This is a genomic window from Citrobacter sp. On2M (genome assembly GCF_018035235.1).
Lineage (GTDB): Bacteria > Pseudomonadota > Gammaproteobacteria > Enterobacterales > Enterobacteriaceae > Citrobacter > Citrobacter meridianamericanus.
Genome location: NZ_WPCV01000009.1, coordinates 53,462 through 70,147 on the forward strand (window position 1 = coordinate 53,462; position 16,686 = coordinate 70,147).

Here is a 16,686-nt window from a genome sequence, read left to right on the forward strand (position 1 = left end):
TGATGCTAAAAGTATTATTGCTCTTTGTGCTGCTGATTGCCGGGATCGTTGTTGGTCCGATGATTGCCGGTCATCAGGGCTACGTATTGATCCAGACGGATAATTACAATATCGAAACCAGCGTGACGGGACTGGCGATCATCCTGATCGTCGCCATGGTCGTCCTGTTTGCAATTGAATGGCTGCTGCGCCGAATTTTCCGCACAGGTGCGCATACCCGCGGATGGTTTGTCGGTCGTAAACGTCGTCGCGCCCGTAAGCAGACCGAACAGGCGCTGCTCAAGCTGGCGGAAGGTGACTATCAGCAGGTTGAGAAGCTGATGTCGAAAAATGCCGATCATGCAGAACAGCCGGTAGTGAATTACCTGCTGGCGGCAGAAGCGGCTCAGCAGCGCGGTGACGAAGCGCGTGCCAACCAACACCTTGAGCGTGCCGCCGAACTGGCAGGCAATGATACGATCCCGGTTGAAATCGCTCGCGTTCGCCTGCAGCTGGCGCGTAATGAAAATCATGCCGCGCGCCACAGCGTAGACAAACTGCTGGAAGTGACACCTCGTCATCCGGAAGTGCTGCGTCTGGCTGAACAGGCCTACATTCGTACCGGCGCATGGAGTTCGTTACTGGATATCATTCCATCCATGGCAAAAGCGCACGTGGGCGATGACGAACATCGCGCTATGCTGGAACAGCAGGCATGGGTTGGCCTGATGGATCAGGTTCGCGCCGATCAGGGCAGCGAGGGGCTACGCGCATGGTGGAAAAATCAGAACCGTAAAACCCGTCATCAGGTTGCCCTGCAGGTAGCGATGGCTGAACATCTGATTGAGTGTGACGATCACGACACGGCGCAGCAGGTCATTATTGATGGCCTGAAACGTCAGTACGACGATCGCCTGGTGCTGCCGATTCCGCGTCTGAAAACCAATAACCCGGAACAGATAGAGAAAGTGTTGCGCCAGCAGATTAAAGCCGTGGGCGATCGCCCGTTGCTATGGAGCACGCTGGGGCAGTCGCTCATGAAGCATGGCGAATGGCAGGAAGCCACGCTCGCCTTCCGTGCAGCCCTCAAACAGCGCCCGGATGCCTATGACTACGCCTGGCTTGCTGACGCGCTGGACAGACTGCATCAACCGGAAGAAGCCGCCATCATGCGCCGTGATGGCCTGATGTTGACGCTGCAGAACAACAATCCCCCGCAGTAATTCCCCATTGCCCGGTGACGCTTCGCTTACCGGGCATTTTCAATGATGCATAAATAAAAAAACGCCCGCTCTTTTGGAGCAGGCGTTAAACAGGTCTGTATGACAACATAAATGGGTGCTTCACTCAACGTTATGTCCATGGTGTTTGATGAGGCTACGCGACATCTGTCTGTGGACGATAAGCACCGTAAACGGCTCTGCATCATTCCTGAGTTTATGAGGCCAGATGGCGAACATAAGAGATGGAATGAGCATCTACCCGTATATTATTGCACAACGCGTGCCACGATTGCACTGCAAAAACCAGGTATTCGGACTTTTTAAGACAGCAGGTAATTCTTGGGAATAACGACTGAGAAAGGAAAATCAGAAAACAAAAAACCCCGCCGAAGCGGGGTTCAAAATTGGTCGGCGAGAGAGGATTCGAACCTCCGACCCACTGGTCCCAAACCAGTTGCGCTACCAAGCTGCGCTACTCGCCGTTTTACTGCTTTTTGAATTTTTAGTTCAATTCTTTAAGTCGTGGTGCGAGGGGGGGGACTCGAACCCCCACATCCTAAGGACACTAACACCTGAAGCTAGCGCGTCTACCAATTCCGCCACCTTCGCATTTCACAACTTTAAATTAATGGGGTGGCTAATGGGATTCGAACCCACGACAACTGGAATCACAATCCAGGGCTCTACCAACTGAGCTATAGCCACCACTGCAAATCTTTTACGCGGTATTAAAACCACCGCAGCTCCGGCACCTTACTAAATGGTGCGCCCGACAGGATTCGAACCTGAGACCTCTGCCTCCGGAGGGCAGCGCTCTATCCAGCTGAGCTACGGGCGCTTAGCGCCGTTGCGGGGCTGGATATTACGGAGGTCTCGGTCTGCTGTCTAGTGGTTTTTTAAAATAAATTATCGTTTGGTCATGGTTTGTGCGTTTTGTCGCTTATTCCTGCAATTTTTGGGCTGTGCCATGACGATTCAGGCCAAAAACCTTATAAATGAGTGTCACCGCCAGTAAGAAGCCAATGCCAACAAACAGTGACATTCGGGTATCTTCATTAAAGTACATGCCGATTAATACGCAAATCAGGAACGCCATCGTCAAATAATTCGCCCACGGGAACAGAATCGAACGGAAAGGATGACTGGCGATCGCCGCTTTATGGGCCTGGCGGAACCGCAGCTGGCTTATCAGGATCACAAACCACGGCACCATCCCCGGTAGCACGCTGGCGCTATAAACATAAACGAATACGCGCTGCGGGTTGGGAATAATGTAGTTCAGGCACGAACCAATCAGCAGTATCGCGATAGAAATAGCCACGCCGGCAACCGGTACGCCATGGCGAGAAACTTTTCCAACAGCGGCGGGGAGCTGACGATTCTTTGCCAGTGCGTAGAGCATGCGCCCGCAGCTGTACATCCCGCTGTTACAACCCGACAGCGCCGCAGTCAGAACCACAAAGTTAATAATCCCTGCCGCGGCGGTAATACCAATCTTGGCAAAGGTGAGAACAAACGGACTGCCGTTGCTGCCAATCTCGTTCCACGGGAAAATAGTGACGATAACAAAAATCGCCCCAACGTAGAAAATCAGGATACGCCACAGCACTTTACCTACTGCGCTACGCAGCGTGACCTGTGGATTCTTCGCTTCACCTGCAGTAATGCCGATCAGCTCCACGCCCTGGTAAGAAGCCACGACAATACACAATGCCGTCAGGAAGCCCTTCCAACCACCAGCAAAGAAGCCGCCATGCTCGGTCAGGTTGCCAAAACCGATCGCCTGACCACCGTTGCCAAACCCGAAGAAAATCACCCCTAACCCAATGACGATCATCACAATGATGGTGGTCACTTTGATCATGGCAAACCAGAATTCAATTTCACCATACAAGCGAACTGCGGCGAGGTTTGCCAACGCAACCAGTCCAACAGCAATCAGTGCGGGTATCCATTGCGCCATTTCCGGGAACCAGAACTGGACGTACACCCCGATGGCGGTAATCTCTGATATCCCCACTGCCATCCACATAAACCAATATGACCAGGCGGTGAGATAACCAAAGAAGGGGCTCATATAACGATGGGCGTAAACAGCGAATGAACCGGCAACCGGCTCGAGGAATAACATCTCCCCCATAGAACGCATAATGAAAAAGACGAACAGCCCGGCCACGATGTATGCCAGCAGAACCGACGGCCCCGCCCATTTCAGGGTACTGGCAGCCCCCATAAAGAGTCCGACGCCAATAGTGCCCCCAAGGGCAATTAATTCGATGTGACGAGCCTCCAGCCCACGCTGTAGCTCAGGTTTGTTCTCGGCCATAAATCCTCTTGTTGTGTTTGCATGCTGTCCGGTATTACCGGTTCTCGTTATGGGTACATCTTGTTATGCCATAACAGGCCACACGACACCGACCGCTTAGCGGTTGGCGTCAAAACTCCACGGCACTGGAATGATTGTTGCGAATGGTTTCCTAAAATCGCTTAAATGGCAATTAAAGCATTCAAAAAATAGATGGATTGTGCGATAAAGCAGCGATAATGTGGTGAATAAGTAGCGTAATTAATAGAAAACGCTACTTATCAGAGAAGAGAAGGTGTCAGAGGTTGCCGGTATAGTGCCAGCGGAGATAACGCAATAAGCGCAGTTGACGAGTGATGCGGCTTGGCTGCGACAGTAAGCGATACAGCCACTCCAGACCCAGATTCTGCCAAATTTTAGGTGCGCGCTTAACGTGACCGGTAAAGACGTCGTAGGTACCACCCACGCCCATATACAGCGCTTCTGGGTGAGTCTTGCGGCAATCACGCATAAAGATCTCTTGTTTCGGCGAGCCCATCGCCACCGTCACAATTTGCGCACCGCTGGTGTGGATACGCTCAAACAACGCCTGACGCTGCTCCGGGGTAAAATACCCGTCCTGGCTACCCACTATGTTCACGCGCCACTGCGCACGCAGTTTGGCTTCTGTTTGCGCCAGAACGTCAGGCTTACCGCCAATCAGGAATACCGGCGTTCCCTCCTGCCCGGCTCGCGCCATCAGCGCTTCCCACAGATCAGCCCCCGCCACGCGTGAAACCTGCGCCTGCGGGAATTTTTTGCGCACTGAACGCACCACGCTAATGCCATCCGCATATTTGAACTCAGCGGCGTTGATCAATTCCCGCACTTCAGGGTTATCTTCTGCCGTCAGCATTTTCTCGGCGTTGATCGCCACCAGTGTCCCCTGCCTGAGATGTCCCTCGGCAAACAGGTAATTTAGCGCATGCTGCATATCGCGCCAGCCAATCAGTTGTAGCCCGCGCAGCGAATAGAGTGGCGCTGTTGTGTTATCTGTCATTACGATCCTTCAATCTGTGTCCGGGGCAGCGATTTTATTCGTTTATGGATGAGTCCCGCACTATCGAATAGCCAGAACAGCAATTTTGCTACCAGCAGACAAACGCCAAAAATCACGAGGAAAAAGACTACTCGTGAGACAAACGAATCCAGTCCTTCACGTGCCAAAACGATCATATTGAAAATGGCACCAAAACAGAAACTGTGCAGAATCGCCGCCTTATAGCGATTAGCTTCGCGATTGCCTAACTCATACAACCAGTCGAACCATTTAATAATTAACCCGACGACAATCGCGCCTAACGGAATAAACAGCGCCCCGCCCATCACCACCAGAGAACCAATTAGCGTCGGCGAAATCGCCAGTCCCGAGTGGTTATTCAACACTTCCCAGGTAAAGTAGTTCGCTGAGTTGAGAACAATACTCGGCCGCCCTGGCCACAGCCAGGAAGGGATAAAGACATAGAAGTCACGAACAATCGGCGCCAGCCCCTGGAACTCAATATTGTGGTAATTTTGCAGCAACAGCGCCAGATTCTCCCACGGCGAGAAAGTGTCGCGCGTAAGATACAAGAACGTATAGAACGCCTCATCTCCGCTGACGTTCATTCCGTAGCGCTTCAGCGCAAGCCAGAACATTCCGACAATACCCAACACACCCGCAGCGGCCAGCATCCACAGCGAAATCCAGCCGCGAATAATGCCGATAAACAGGAAGATGGCAAACGCAATAATGATATTGGCGCGTGTCCCGCCCACAATCATATAGGTCAGCAAACCAAACGCGACGGTGCTTACCAGGAAGAACAACCACGCTTTGCTGTCCTGACGCAGGAAATAGACGACCAGCATGGCCGGAATGAAGAAGTAGAAGAAACGCTTCAGAGCGACCCCAGAGACTTCGCTGGAAAAAATCTGGCTGTAGGATTGCAGTCTGAACAGCAGGAATCCGTTGTTCATAAAGAAGACGCCTACGCTTACCAACGCAATCGCCATCAGGATAATCCAGGTCAAATGGGCTTCAACGCGGTTAATAGTAAACAGCGGCCTGCGCGGCTTACCCTCTACTCGCTTACGCAATCGCGTTTTATACGTCACATAGTAGACGGCATAGAAACAGGCGGCTGACAGCAAGGCCTGCAGCAAGATCTCCGGTGGAGCGACAGCCACATCAAAACGGAACACCAGGATGCTGGTTAACGGGAATCCAAAAAAGAACGTCAGCAAAAACAGCAGCGAAAAGAAAACGTTGAAGTTAAAACGTACGCGACGGAATTCGAACCAGGTCAGCGTGGCGATAAACAAGGTGGAAAGCAACCATACCACCAGCAGGCCGCTAAATTGCATCAGGCTCATACGATTTCTCCTGAAGCAATGCGCAGCGCGTTATGCCACGGCTGCAGATAATTAGGGCTAAAGAAGGTGATTGTATTTTTATCTACCGATGCCAACTGGCGCTGCGCTTCGCGTACGACGTCTTCATTGAGCTCATCAGTGGTAAATAACACCGGGAGATTCTGCTCCACCATATCCTGCCAGAAGGGATTTTCACGGTTCAGCACGCAAGGAATACCGGCCTGAATCAGCAAACACAGAGTACCGATCCCTTGCTGACGGGCAAAAATGAAGTACCCCAAATCACACTGACGCAATAATGCCAGATAGGCATCAAATTCCAGTTTTTCACTTAAAATTTGCAGATTATCAGCGCTAAATAATGCCAGCCCCGCCTGGCGAACCTCATCGATGTAGGCCGTATTATTAGCGGGGTAACCCATCGGCACAATCACGTTCACCGTGTCGCCGAACTGCTGATGAACAGCGCGCAGCGCGGCAACATGCTCATTGCTGCGATCGCCTGAGTTGCCAACCAACACCGTCATCTTGCCGCTACGCTGACATTCACTGCTCATATTATTGAGTCTGGGATCCATTCGCGTCGGGAAATAGAGCAACTCACCACGCACGCGCGGATGTTGTCCGGCGAAATAGCTCAAGTCACCACGCGTGGCAAATACGCAGCCCACACGGTTCTGCGCCATGCGACGAATCGGGTAAAACAGGCGGAATTTCAGTCCACTGGAGACTTCGTATAAATCTGCGCCCCAGATATGCCAGTTAAACTGCGTCGGTTTAATTCCCCCGCTCAGCAGCGCCAGCCACAGGCTGGTATTGAACTGACCGTGGAAGAAGAAGCGCTGTTGGCGATCCGCTTTTGCTTTCGCGATAACCGCTTCAGCCAACGCCTTTTTCCCGCTGTAGAAACTCAGCGATAACGCCGGGCAGCTCTCACTGAATCCCGCATCCGGACCTGCAACCATAAACGAGCGCGCGTGCTCGCTGGTTGCGGCCAGCGAGTCGTTGAAAAACCGCAGCACGGTTTGATTATGGTGAGGGATATCCGATCCCAAAACGTGAATCAGTACAGTCATGCCCGCCTACGCCAGAGTAAAAATACGCCACAACAAAGAGAAAAATAGACGATGTACGTTGCCATATACGCCTGTGCCGCGCCCAGCGCACCGTGAGCAGGGATCAACCAATGAGCAAACGCCGTCAATAATATGAACTGGCTAATTTCAGCCAAAATATAAAACCGCAGCGACGCTTTCGCGATCACCAGATACCCAAAGACATACGCCCCCACTTTCAGCACATCGCCGACCAGTTGCCAGGCAAACAGGTCGCGCATCGCGGTGAATTTAGCGGAGAAAAGCAGCCAGATAGCAAAGTCACGCAGTAGCCAAACGCTAAAGCTTGCGGCGGCAACCGCCGGCAACACAAACTTCAACGACTTGATCACTTCGCGTGTAATGTCGCGCTTTTCGGTCAAACGCGACAATGTCGGCAGCAAGTAAACGCTAAATGAGGCGGTGATAAATTGCAGGTAAGCATCGGAAATACTGCTTACCCCTTGCCAGATCCCCACATCATCCCAGCCGTACTGCGCCGCCAGCAGGTTTCGCATCATCACATATGCGACAGGCAGCGTTATGGAGGTAATCAGCGCCATCAGCGTAAACTTGCTTAGCTGCCCTGCCAGACCGTTATCCCACGAGGGCTTCAGGTAATGCAGAGGAATAGTGCCACGCTTAATCAGCATGATGGCTGCTGGGATAACCACCAGCGCAGGAACCAGCGCCAGCCCCAGCAAGGCCCCCTCATACCCACCCAGGCGATAACAGCCATAATAAGCCACCACGCCTACCAGGCTACCCACAATTAGCGACAGCGCGTTACTCGCCGCATCGCGGAAACCCTTCATCAGCGCCAGCAGTAGATTCGCCCATGCAATACCCATCTGCACCAGCGCAACCAGTCGTACCAGCCCCTGATAATGAGTATGGCCAAATAACCCCTGACTGATAGGCGCGGCCGCCAGCAAAAAAATCACCGCCATTAGGGTAGAGAATCCCAACACCATTGCGGAAGAGGTACCGACTACCCTCCGCAGTCGTGCCGGGTCATCATGGTGCTGCGCAACGTATTTCGTGACGCCGTTAAAAATGCCGGCCCCCGCTAACACGCCAAGCACGGTGACCATCTGACGGAAGTTGCCCGCCTGCCCCACGCCAGCCGGACCAAATGACACTGCCAGCAGCTTCACGACCAGCAAACCCGCACCGATTTTTACCAGCGTACTGGCCGCCGTCCACAAGGACGCTTTTGCAAGCGACATATCAGGCGAAATAGTTGAGTAAGGTCGAAATTACCGTTCGCTGGTTAACCGGTGACAGGTTATAGAACAGCGGTAAACGCAGCAGGCGCTCGCTCTCTTTGGTGGTGTAACGATCAACACCGGCAAACACGCCAAATTTATCGCCAGCCGGGCAATCATGCAGCGGGATATAGTGGAACACCGCCATAATTTCGGCTTCTTTCAGGAAGTTAATCAACGCGGTGCGATCGTCGATATCGCGCAGCTTGATATAAAACATATGGGCATTTTGCACGCAGCTTTCCGGAACACAAGGCAGGTCAATCCGTCCGGCGCGCGCCAGCGGTTCGAGGGCATCGTAATAATTCTGCCACAGCGCCAGACGCTGCTGGTTAATGCGGTCCGCCGCTTCCAGTTGCGCCCACAGATAGGCGGCCTGCAGATCGGACATCAGATAGCTGGAGCCGATATCACGCCAGGTATATTTGTCTACCTGACCGCGGAAAAACTGGCTGCGGTTGGTGCCTTTTTCACGGATGATCTCTGCGCGTTCGACTAATTTTTTATCATTAATCAGCGTCGCACCACCTTCACCGCCTGCGGTATAGTTTTTGGTTTCATGGAAGCTAAAGCAGCCAATGTGACCAATTGTCCCCAGCGCCCGACCTTTGTAGGTTGACATGACGCCCTGAGCGGCATCTTCCACCACAAACAGGTTGTACTTTGTCGCCAGCGCCATAATGGTATCCATTTCGCAGGCCACACCCGCGTAATGTACTGGCACAATCGCGCGGGTTTTGTCGGTAATTGCCGCTTCAATCAGCGTTTCGTCCATGTTCATGGTATCCGGGCGGATATCAACAAAGACGATTTTTGCCCCGCGCAGCACGAAGGCATTGGCCGTGGAGACAAACGTGTAGCTTGGCATAATGACTTCATCACCAGGCTGGATATCCAGCAGTAATGCCGCCATCTCAAGCGATGCGGTACAGGAGGGTGTCAGCAGCACTTTCTCGCTGCCAAAATGCTGCTCCAACCATTGCTGACAGCGGCGTGTAAAGCCGCCATCACCACACAGTTTGCCGCTGTTCATCGCGGACTGCATGTAATCAAGTTCAGTTCCCACCACCGGCGGTGCGTTAAATGGAATCATCGTTTCACCTGTATAACCAATACGCGGTGCTTTCCACATTCGCACCACTGTGTATGTAACGTTTAAGCGCGGCGGTGTTGCCCATTTGGGTCGCCACGCGCAATGTTGTTTTACCGCGAGCCTGTGCCCAACAAAGCGCCGCCTGCATCAGTTCTGCGCCCACACCACGCCCGGCCAGCAGACCAATTCGGGCCTCGGTCGCATTCAGTTCACGCAGCGAGACATAGCCACGAATTTCACCTGTCGGTTTACGAAAAATGAGGCATTGATGATCGAACGTCCCAAGCACCGCGTTTTCGATCCACTGCGCGTAAAAACGCGCACTGGCATCTGCGGGATACCACGGAGTGCGAAAACGACTTTGCGCAAACGCCTGGCCTGCCAGTTGGCGTAATGCCGGGATATCCTCAGGTTGTGCGACCTGCGCACCGGGGTTGCCACTGAAACAGGTCACCGGCAGTACAAAATCCACTTCACCTTCTACCAGTGAGAATCCCAACTGCTGTAAGCCATCTAATTCATGGCTATTTGCGGCAGGAATTTTTGCCTGTACCCGCGACCAGGACTGCAACGCATTCGCAGTCAGAACCGGCGCATGTTGGTCAAAACGTACAATGGCGCTATTGACGCCAAAGAACGTATTTTCCCAGCTAAGCGGCTCAATACTGGCGCGGACGAGCACGGAGCAGCTCCAACAAATATTGGCCATAGCCCGTTTTGGCCAGTGAACTGGCGGCACGCTTCACGCCTTCGTCATCCAGCCAACCGTTACGCCAGGCGATTTCTTCCAGACAGGCTATTTTAAAGCCCTGGCGTTTCTCTACCGTCTGCACAAAAGTACTCGCTTCGATCAAACTGTCATGCGTACCGGTATCCAGCCAGGCAAAACCACGCCCAAGCAACTCTACCGTCAGGTGTCCGTCATCAAGATACATCTGGTTAATGGACGTAATCTCCAGTTCTCCACGCTCAGACGGTTTTACGCGTTTTGCATATTCCACCACTTTACTGTCATAGAAATAGAGTCCTGTCACCGCCCAGTTAGACTTCGGTTCTTTCGGCTTCTCTTCCAGTGAGACTGCGCGAAAATTTTCGTCAAACTCAACAACACCAAAACGTTCAGGATCCATCACCTGATAGCCAAACACCGTCGCGCCTTGCGTTCGGGCAGCCACATGACGCAGTTTTGGACTAAATCCCTGACCAAAGAAGATATTGTCCCCTAACACCAGACACGATGGTTCACCGTTAAGAAACGTTTCGCCGATAATAAACGCCTGCGCTAATCCATCCGGGCTCGGCTGCTCAGCATACTGCAATTCAATGCCGAACTCAGAGCCATCACCCAGTAAACGCTGGAAATACCCTTTATCTTCCGGGGTAGTGATAATCAGGATTTCGCGAATTCCCGCCAGCATCAGTACCGATAGCGGGTAGTAAATCATCGGCTTATCGTAAATGGGTAACAGTTGCTTCGATACGCCGCGCGTGATGGGATACAGGCGAGTACCTGAACCACCCGCCAGAATGATACCTTTCATGCGTTGTCTCCTCCGGGAGCCAAAACCAGGCTGTTAGCCCTTCAGACCTAAACGTTCGCCCTGGTAACTGCCGTCCTGCACGGGTTTCCACCATGACTGATTATCCAGATACCACTGCACGGTTTTGCGCATTCCGCTTTCAAACGTTTCCTGCGGCATCCAACCTAGTTCACGCGCTATTTTTGAAGCATCAATGGCGTAACGCAAATCATGACCTGGGCGATCGTCCACAAAAGCGATCAAATCGCGGTACTGCGCAATGCCCTGCGGTTTAAGCGGCGCCAGCTCTTCCAACAGGCTGCAAACTGTTTCGACGACATCCAGGTTTTTACGCTCGTTATGACCACCAATATTATAGGTTTCTCCAACCACGCCCGCCGTCGCCACACACCAGAGCGCCCTGGCATGATCTTCTACATATAACCAGTCACGGATTTGTTGCCCATTGCCGTACACCGGCAACGGTTTCCCCGCCAGTCCGTTGAGGATCATTAGCGGAATCAGTTTTTCCGGGAAATGGTACGGACCATAGTTGTTGGAACAATTGGTAATCAGCGTTGGCAGGCCATAGGTACGCAGCCAGGCGCGGACCAGATGATCGCTGCTGGCTTTCGACGCAGAATAAGGGCTACTCGGCGCATACGGCGTGGTTTCTGTGAAGAAATCATCGGTAGAATGGAGATCACCATACACCTCATCCGTCGAGATATGGTGGAACCGAAATGCGGCTTTTTCCTCGCTGGTTAATGCACTCCAGTACGCGCGCGCCGCTTCTAACAGCGTGTAAGTTCCCACAATGTTAGTTTCGATAAATGCGGCCGGCCCATCAATGGAGCGGTCAACATGGCTTTCTGCAGCCAGATGCATCACACAGTCCGGCTGATATTGTTGAAACACTCTGTCGAGAGATGCCCGATCGCAGATATCCACTTTCTCAAAGGCAAAACGGGGATTCTGTGCAACCGGCTCCAGCGACATCAGGTTTCCGGCGTAGGTCAGCTTATCGACCACCACCACCGCATCCTTTGTCTCATGAATGATATGCCGTACAACTGCAGAGCCGATGAATCCCGCTCCACCGGTAACCAGAATTCGTTTCATTAGCGCCAGACCCCTTTGGTATCAACCACATACTGCTGTTGTACCGCATCGCCTTCAATGGCTTTAAATTCATTATGGTCGACCAGCATGACTAACACATCGGCACTTGCCAGCGCATCATCCAGTGCCGCCAGCTGGCAAAGACCATCCAGTTTTTTCGGCAGTTGACGGATATTCGGTTCCACCACCAGCGTTTCACCTTTGTGCCATTGCGCGATATGTTGCGCAATTCCCATCGCCGGGCTTTCACGCAAATCATCAATATTCGGTTTGAATGCCAGGCCAAAACAGGCAATTTTCACTTCGCTGGCGCGTTTGTTGGTGTCCGCCAAACAGTCGACCACGGCAGCCTTAACACGCTCGACCACCCAATGAGGCTTACCATCATTGACCTCACGCGCAGTGCGGATTAATTTCGCCTGTTGCGGGTTCTGCGCCACGATAAACCACGGATCGACCGCGATACAGTGCCCACCTACGCCCGGGCCAGGCTGCAAAATATTCACACGCGGATGACGATTTGCCAGGCGAATCAGTTCCCAGACGTTAATCCCCTGTTCGGCGCAAATCAGCGATAGTTCATTAGCGAAGGCGATATTGACGTCGCGGAAGCTATTTTCCGTGAGCTTGCACATTTCCGCTGTGCGCGCGTTGGTCACGACACATTCTCCTTCAAGGAAGATGTTGTACAGCTCACTGGCGCGTGCAGAACAGACTGGGGTCATGCCCCCAATCACTCGGTCGTTTTTAATCAGTTCAACCATCACCTGACCCGGCAGCACGCGTTCAGGGCAATAGGCAATATTGACGTCAGCCTGGTCACCAACCTGTTGCGGGAAAGTCAGATCGGGCCGCATTTCTGCAAGCCATGCAACCATCTGTTCCGTTGCCCCGACGGGTGACGTCGATTCAAGGATCACCAGGGCGCCTTTTTTCAACACCGGTGCAAGGGACTTCGCCGCGGCTTCAACGTAGGCCATATCGGGATCATGCTCACCCTTGAATGGAGTCGGCACGGCGATCAGATAAGCGTCAGCTTCGACGGGCGTAGTGACCGCTCGCAGAAATCCGTTTTCAACCGCCGTTTTCACCACCGCCCCCAGATCGGGCTCAACGATGTGAATTTCCCCGCGGTTAATGGTGTCCACCGCATGCTGATTTACATCTACGCCAATCACATGTTTTTGACGGGAAGCAAAGGCAGCCGCCGTTGGCAGTCCGATATAACCCAGCCCAATGACAGAAATGGTCGTAAAACTCATAGCGATATCCGATTATTTTTTAACGCGTGTAAAATTCGGTCACATGCCTGCCCGTCACCATACGGATTATGGGCGCGGCTCATGGTTTGATATTCATCGTCGTTATGAAGCAAACGCGTGACTTCTTCAACAATACGCTGCGGGTCTGTCCCCACCAGACGTACCGTACCAGCGGTAATGGCCTCCGGACGCTCCGTCGTTTCGCGCATTACCAGCACAGGTTTCCCCAAAGACGGCGCTTCTTCCTGAATCCCGCCAGAGTCGGTAAGGATCAGCCAGGCGTGATTCATCAGCCAGACGAATGGCATATAGTCCTGCGGTTCAATCAGAATCACGTTTTCAACGTGACCTAAGATTCGATTAACCGGCTCGCTAACGTTAGGGTTGAGGTGTACCGGATAGACAATCTGTACATTCTGATTAGCCGCAGCAATTTCCGCCAGCGCGTGGCAAATGTTTTCAAAGCCGCGGCCAAAACTTTCCCGACGATGGCCGGTCACCAGGATCATCTTTTTATCAGAGCTCAGGAAAGGATAATGCTCTGCTAATTCAGCACGCAATTCATCGTTCGCCAGTACGCGGTCGCGAACCCAGATCAACGCATCAATCACCGTATTGCCCGTGACGAAAATACGATTTTCGGGAATAGCTTCCCGTAACAAATTTTGGCGCGAGTTTTCGGTTGGCGCAAAATGATACATAGCCAGACGCCCGGTCAGCGTACGGTTCGCCTCTTCCGGCCAAGGAGAGTAGAGATCACCAGTACGTAAACCAGCCTCTACATGCCCCACCGGGATGCGCTGATAGAACGCAGCCAGACTAGTGGCAATGGTCGTTGTGGTATCACCATGAACCAACACCACATCAGGTTTAAAATCAGCCAGAATTGGCTTTAACCCTTCCAGTATTCGGCAGGTAATTTCTGTTAATCCCTGGCCTGGCTGCATAATATTGAGATCGTAGTCAGGTACAATGGTAAAGAGGTTCAACACCTGATCGAGCATCTGCCGATGCTGCGCCGTGACGCAAACTTTCGCCTCAAAATCAGGATCTTTTGCCAGCGCATGAACCAGAGGTGCCATTTTGATAGCCTCTGGTCGCGTGCCAAATACAGTCAGTACTTTCACATCGATTCTCTTCGGATTGGCAGTGAGGGCCCAGCCCCTCACTGCAACGGTATTGCTAAATCGTGCGGCGGCGGGTTAACGCGACACCAGCACCGATCAGAGCCCCAACGATGCCCCACATAATCATCAGGAAAGCACGACGAGGGCTGTCACGTTTTACCGGTTCTTCCGGCGTACGCAAATAACGATAGGTCTGAAAACGCGGATCCAGAGTTGGCCCAACGTTCAGTGTGTTAAGCATGGCTCGGTTTTGGAAGTAGTCCAGATCGAAATCAGGACCAACAGATTGCAGGTTCTCGAGTCGCGCCTGCAGCATAGGACGTCCAAGCAAGAACAGTTCAGAATCCGGTAATTCCTCAGCAGGAACATCCGTAGAAGTACGCGAAATATTATGCTGTTCAGCAATTTTGAGCGCCTGCTCAATGTTGTGAACACGGCGGGAGAAGATCGATTTCGCCACTTCCTCCTGACGTTTAACCTGCGCCTTCATCTGCACGGTGCGTGCAGCCCACGCACCCTTCAATTCATCATTCAGATGACGCGCCGCGCGCTGGCTGGCAAACGCGACGTACTGACGCAGCAGATTGTTAGCATCAGGCGCCGTCTCGGCAATCAGCTTCACGCTGTCGTTGGTATTACGCACCGCATCGCCAGGCATAAACTGAATGTTATTAATCAGTTCATCCAGCATCGCCGCATCGGCCTTGCTGTTACCGACCATGCGCTGCTTATAGTAATCAGTCTGCTGCCAGAATTCACGACGCGTATCCCAGGAAGCAAGTTGCATGATGAATTCTTTATAGGCTTCATCCATCACCGACGGTTGGTCCGCAGAAGCGAGACTGGCCTTAATATCCAGGTTACGCAAAAACTGCTGCTGAGAGTAAAAACCGCCTAACATATTGACCGTTGGCCGGTCTGAAATCGCCGTGGCGCTCCACTCCTGACGCGCAAAAAACGTATAGGCTAAAGCGACAATCGCAAAGGCGAGAGCCATACCGACGATCCACACCTTCCCAGCCCACAAGGTACGAAACAACCCACGGATGTCCAGTTCATTTTCAGCGCTCACGGCGTGTTCCCCCGGTAATGGTTGTGTCATCGTACCCTCATTTTATTTGGTTAAGTCTGGTTTGCCTTCACGAACTCTTCGCAATCTGCGCTTCACTCGCTTGATAAATCTCGCTACCTTCCAGGCGCGCTTGATACAGTAACCGTAGAGGCCAAAGGCCAGTAAAAAAAGCAACAACATGGCCCATTCAGGGACTAAGCGAAAATATTCAGCCAACACGCCAATAGACGCCAAAACCGCCGCAGCCAGCGTAATCAGAACAAATGCCTGTCGGGAAGTAAACCCCGCGCGCATCACCAAGTGATGTATGTGTTGACGATCTGCTGAGAAAGGACTCATCCCCTTGCGTAAACGACGGTACATAATTGCCACCATATCCATTAACGGAATGGCAATAATCCACAGGGCCGTAACCGGACTAATAGGATGCGTTGGCCCCTGGGTCGTCTCCAGCAGAATCCAAATCACCGTGAAGCCAATCAACGTACTTCCCGCATCCCCCATAAAGACTTTATAGCGGCGTCCGAGAATACCCAGGTTCAGCAGGATGTAAGGCAGAATGGCGGCGATCATGGCAAAACACCAGATAGCCAGGCTTGTCTGGCCATCGAACCACAGAATAAGTCCCATAGCGGCGAATGACACGCTGGATAGCCCACCGAGCAGACCATCGATCCCATCCACCATATTGAAGGCGTTAATCGCCGCCCAGACGGCAAACAAAGTAAGGAAATAACCAAAAGGACCGAGCACCAGCTCCCAAGGACCAAAAATCCCCCCCAGGCTACTTAAATAAAGATTTCCTTTTGCCATCATAAGAATAGCAATCAAAGCCTGGACAACAGCTCGTATTTTTACACTTATGTCAAAACGATCGTCGAGCGCGCCAACCAGTACCAGGACGCCAGCGCAAAAGAGGTATAACGGAGCATGCGGAATGTAATAATCCGAAAGGCCAAACATAAAATTGATTCCTGCGAACACAGAAATCCCGCCCACTAAAGGAACGATCCCCTGGTGCCTTTTGCGGAAGTTTGGCTTATCCACTAAACCTATTTTTATGGCTATTTTTCGTGCCAAAAAAATGAAAATGGTTGTGAATAAAAAAATACTAATTAGCTCAGATAGTGCAGCAAGAAGATTCACAGTGTATGTGTTCTCAGCATATATCATTTCCTTAAAGTATAATGCGTTACGGCGGCTCCTTGAAGAGAGCGGTTAAAACAT

Annotated in this window: 14 protein-coding genes and 4 tRNA genes; 1 reads left to right on the top strand and 17 read right to left on the bottom strand. The window is 52.2% G+C overall.

The window, feature by feature from the left end:
* Positions 1–2 precede the first annotated feature (2 nt).
* Complete coding sequence (hemY, locus tag On2M_RS23655) at positions 3–1,202, top strand: protoheme IX biogenesis protein HemY (RefSeq protein WP_187260269.1); 1,200 nt, start codon at positions 3–5, stop codon at positions 1,200–1,202.
* A 405-nt stretch (positions 1,203–1,607) separates the two neighbouring features.
* Here the strand turns inward: hemY and On2M_RS23660 are convergent.
* From On2M_RS23660 to wecA, 17 genes are all read right to left on the bottom strand, one after another.
* Positions 1,608–1,684 (bottom strand) — tRNA-Pro (locus tag On2M_RS23660).
* Positions 1,685–1,725: 41 nt separating this feature from the next.
* Positions 1,726–1,811 (bottom strand) — tRNA-Leu (locus On2M_RS23665).
* Between the two features lie 20 nt (positions 1,812–1,831).
* Positions 1,832–1,907, bottom strand: a tRNA-His gene (locus On2M_RS23670).
* Positions 1,908–1,963: 56 nt separating this feature from the next.
* Positions 1,964–2,040, bottom strand: a tRNA-Arg gene (locus tag On2M_RS23675).
* A gap of 102 nt (positions 2,041–2,142) precedes the next feature.
* Positions 2,143–3,528 (bottom strand): amino acid permease, encoded by a 1,386-nt coding sequence (locus On2M_RS23680; protein WP_151225755.1) that lies wholly within the window; start codon positions 3,526–3,528, stop codon positions 2,143–2,145.
* A 277-nt stretch (positions 3,529–3,805) separates the two neighbouring features.
* Positions 3,806–4,546 (bottom strand): lipopolysaccharide N-acetylmannosaminouronosyltransferase, encoded by a 741-nt coding sequence (gene wecG, locus On2M_RS23685; RefSeq protein WP_187254150.1) that lies wholly within the window; start codon positions 4,544–4,546, stop codon positions 3,806–3,808.
* Positions 4,546–5,901: an ECA oligosaccharide polymerase gene (wzyE, locus tag On2M_RS23690; RefSeq protein WP_187254149.1), complete on the bottom strand. Its 1,356-nt coding sequence runs from the start codon at positions 5,899–5,901 to the stop codon at positions 4,546–4,548. The genes wecG and wzyE overlap by 1 nt, the downstream gene beginning before the upstream one ends.
* Positions 5,898–6,977, bottom strand: coding sequence for a TDP-N-acetylfucosamine:lipid II N-acetylfucosaminyltransferase (locus tag On2M_RS23695; protein WP_151217257.1), 1,080 nt, complete (start codon positions 6,975–6,977; stop codon positions 5,898–5,900). The genes wzyE and On2M_RS23695 overlap by 4 nt, the downstream gene beginning before the upstream one ends.
* On the bottom strand, positions 6,974–8,224 hold the full coding sequence (gene wzxE / locus On2M_RS23700) for a lipid III flippase WzxE (RefSeq protein WP_210905534.1): 1,251 nt from the start codon (positions 8,222–8,224) through the stop codon (positions 6,974–6,976). The genes On2M_RS23695 and wzxE overlap by 4 nt, the downstream gene beginning before the upstream one ends.
* A gap of 1 nt (position 8,225) precedes the next feature.
* Entirely contained in the window at positions 8,226–9,356 is a 1,131-nt protein-coding gene (rffA, locus tag On2M_RS23705; RefSeq protein ID WP_151217259.1) for a dTDP-4-amino-4,6-dideoxygalactose transaminase, read from the bottom strand.
* Between the two features lie 4 nt (positions 9,357–9,360).
* Positions 9,361–10,038: a dTDP-4-amino-4,6-dideoxy-D-galactose acyltransferase gene (gene rffC / locus On2M_RS23710; protein WP_151225754.1), complete on the bottom strand. Its 678-nt coding sequence runs from the start codon at positions 10,036–10,038 to the stop codon at positions 9,361–9,363.
* Entirely contained in the window at positions 10,016–10,897 is an 882-nt protein-coding gene (gene rfbA, locus On2M_RS23715) for a glucose-1-phosphate thymidylyltransferase RfbA (RefSeq protein WP_151217262.1), read from the bottom strand. Before rfbA ends, rffC begins: the two co-directional genes overlap by 23 nt.
* Before the next feature lie 33 nt (positions 10,898–10,930).
* Positions 10,931–11,998, bottom strand: a complete 1,068-nt coding sequence (gene rffG / locus On2M_RS23720; protein ID WP_210905535.1) for a dTDP-glucose 4,6-dehydratase — start codon at positions 11,996–11,998, stop codon at positions 10,931–10,933.
* Positions 11,998–13,260, bottom strand: a complete 1,263-nt coding sequence (wecC, locus tag On2M_RS23725) for a UDP-N-acetyl-D-mannosamine dehydrogenase (protein ID WP_210905536.1) — start codon at positions 13,258–13,260, stop codon at positions 11,998–12,000. Before wecC ends, rffG begins: the two co-directional genes overlap by 1 nt.
* Positions 13,257–14,387, bottom strand: coding sequence for a UDP-N-acetylglucosamine 2-epimerase (non-hydrolyzing) (wecB, locus tag On2M_RS23730; protein WP_210905537.1), 1,131 nt, complete (start codon positions 14,385–14,387; stop codon positions 13,257–13,259). The genes wecC and wecB overlap by 4 nt, the downstream gene beginning before the upstream one ends.
* Before the next feature lie 55 nt (positions 14,388–14,442).
* Positions 14,443–15,489, bottom strand: coding sequence for an ECA polysaccharide chain length modulation protein (gene wzzE / locus On2M_RS23735; protein ID WP_210905538.1), 1,047 nt, complete (start codon positions 15,487–15,489; stop codon positions 14,443–14,445).
* Positions 15,490–15,501: 12 nt separating this feature from the next.
* Positions 15,502–16,605 carry a UDP-N-acetylglucosamine--undecaprenyl-phosphate N-acetylglucosaminephosphotransferase gene (wecA, locus tag On2M_RS23740; protein WP_210905539.1) on the bottom strand — a complete coding sequence of 368 codons (1,104 nt, stop codon included), beginning with the start codon at positions 16,603–16,605 and terminating at the stop codon, positions 15,502–15,504.
* Between the last annotated feature and the right edge of the window lie 81 nt (positions 16,606–16,686).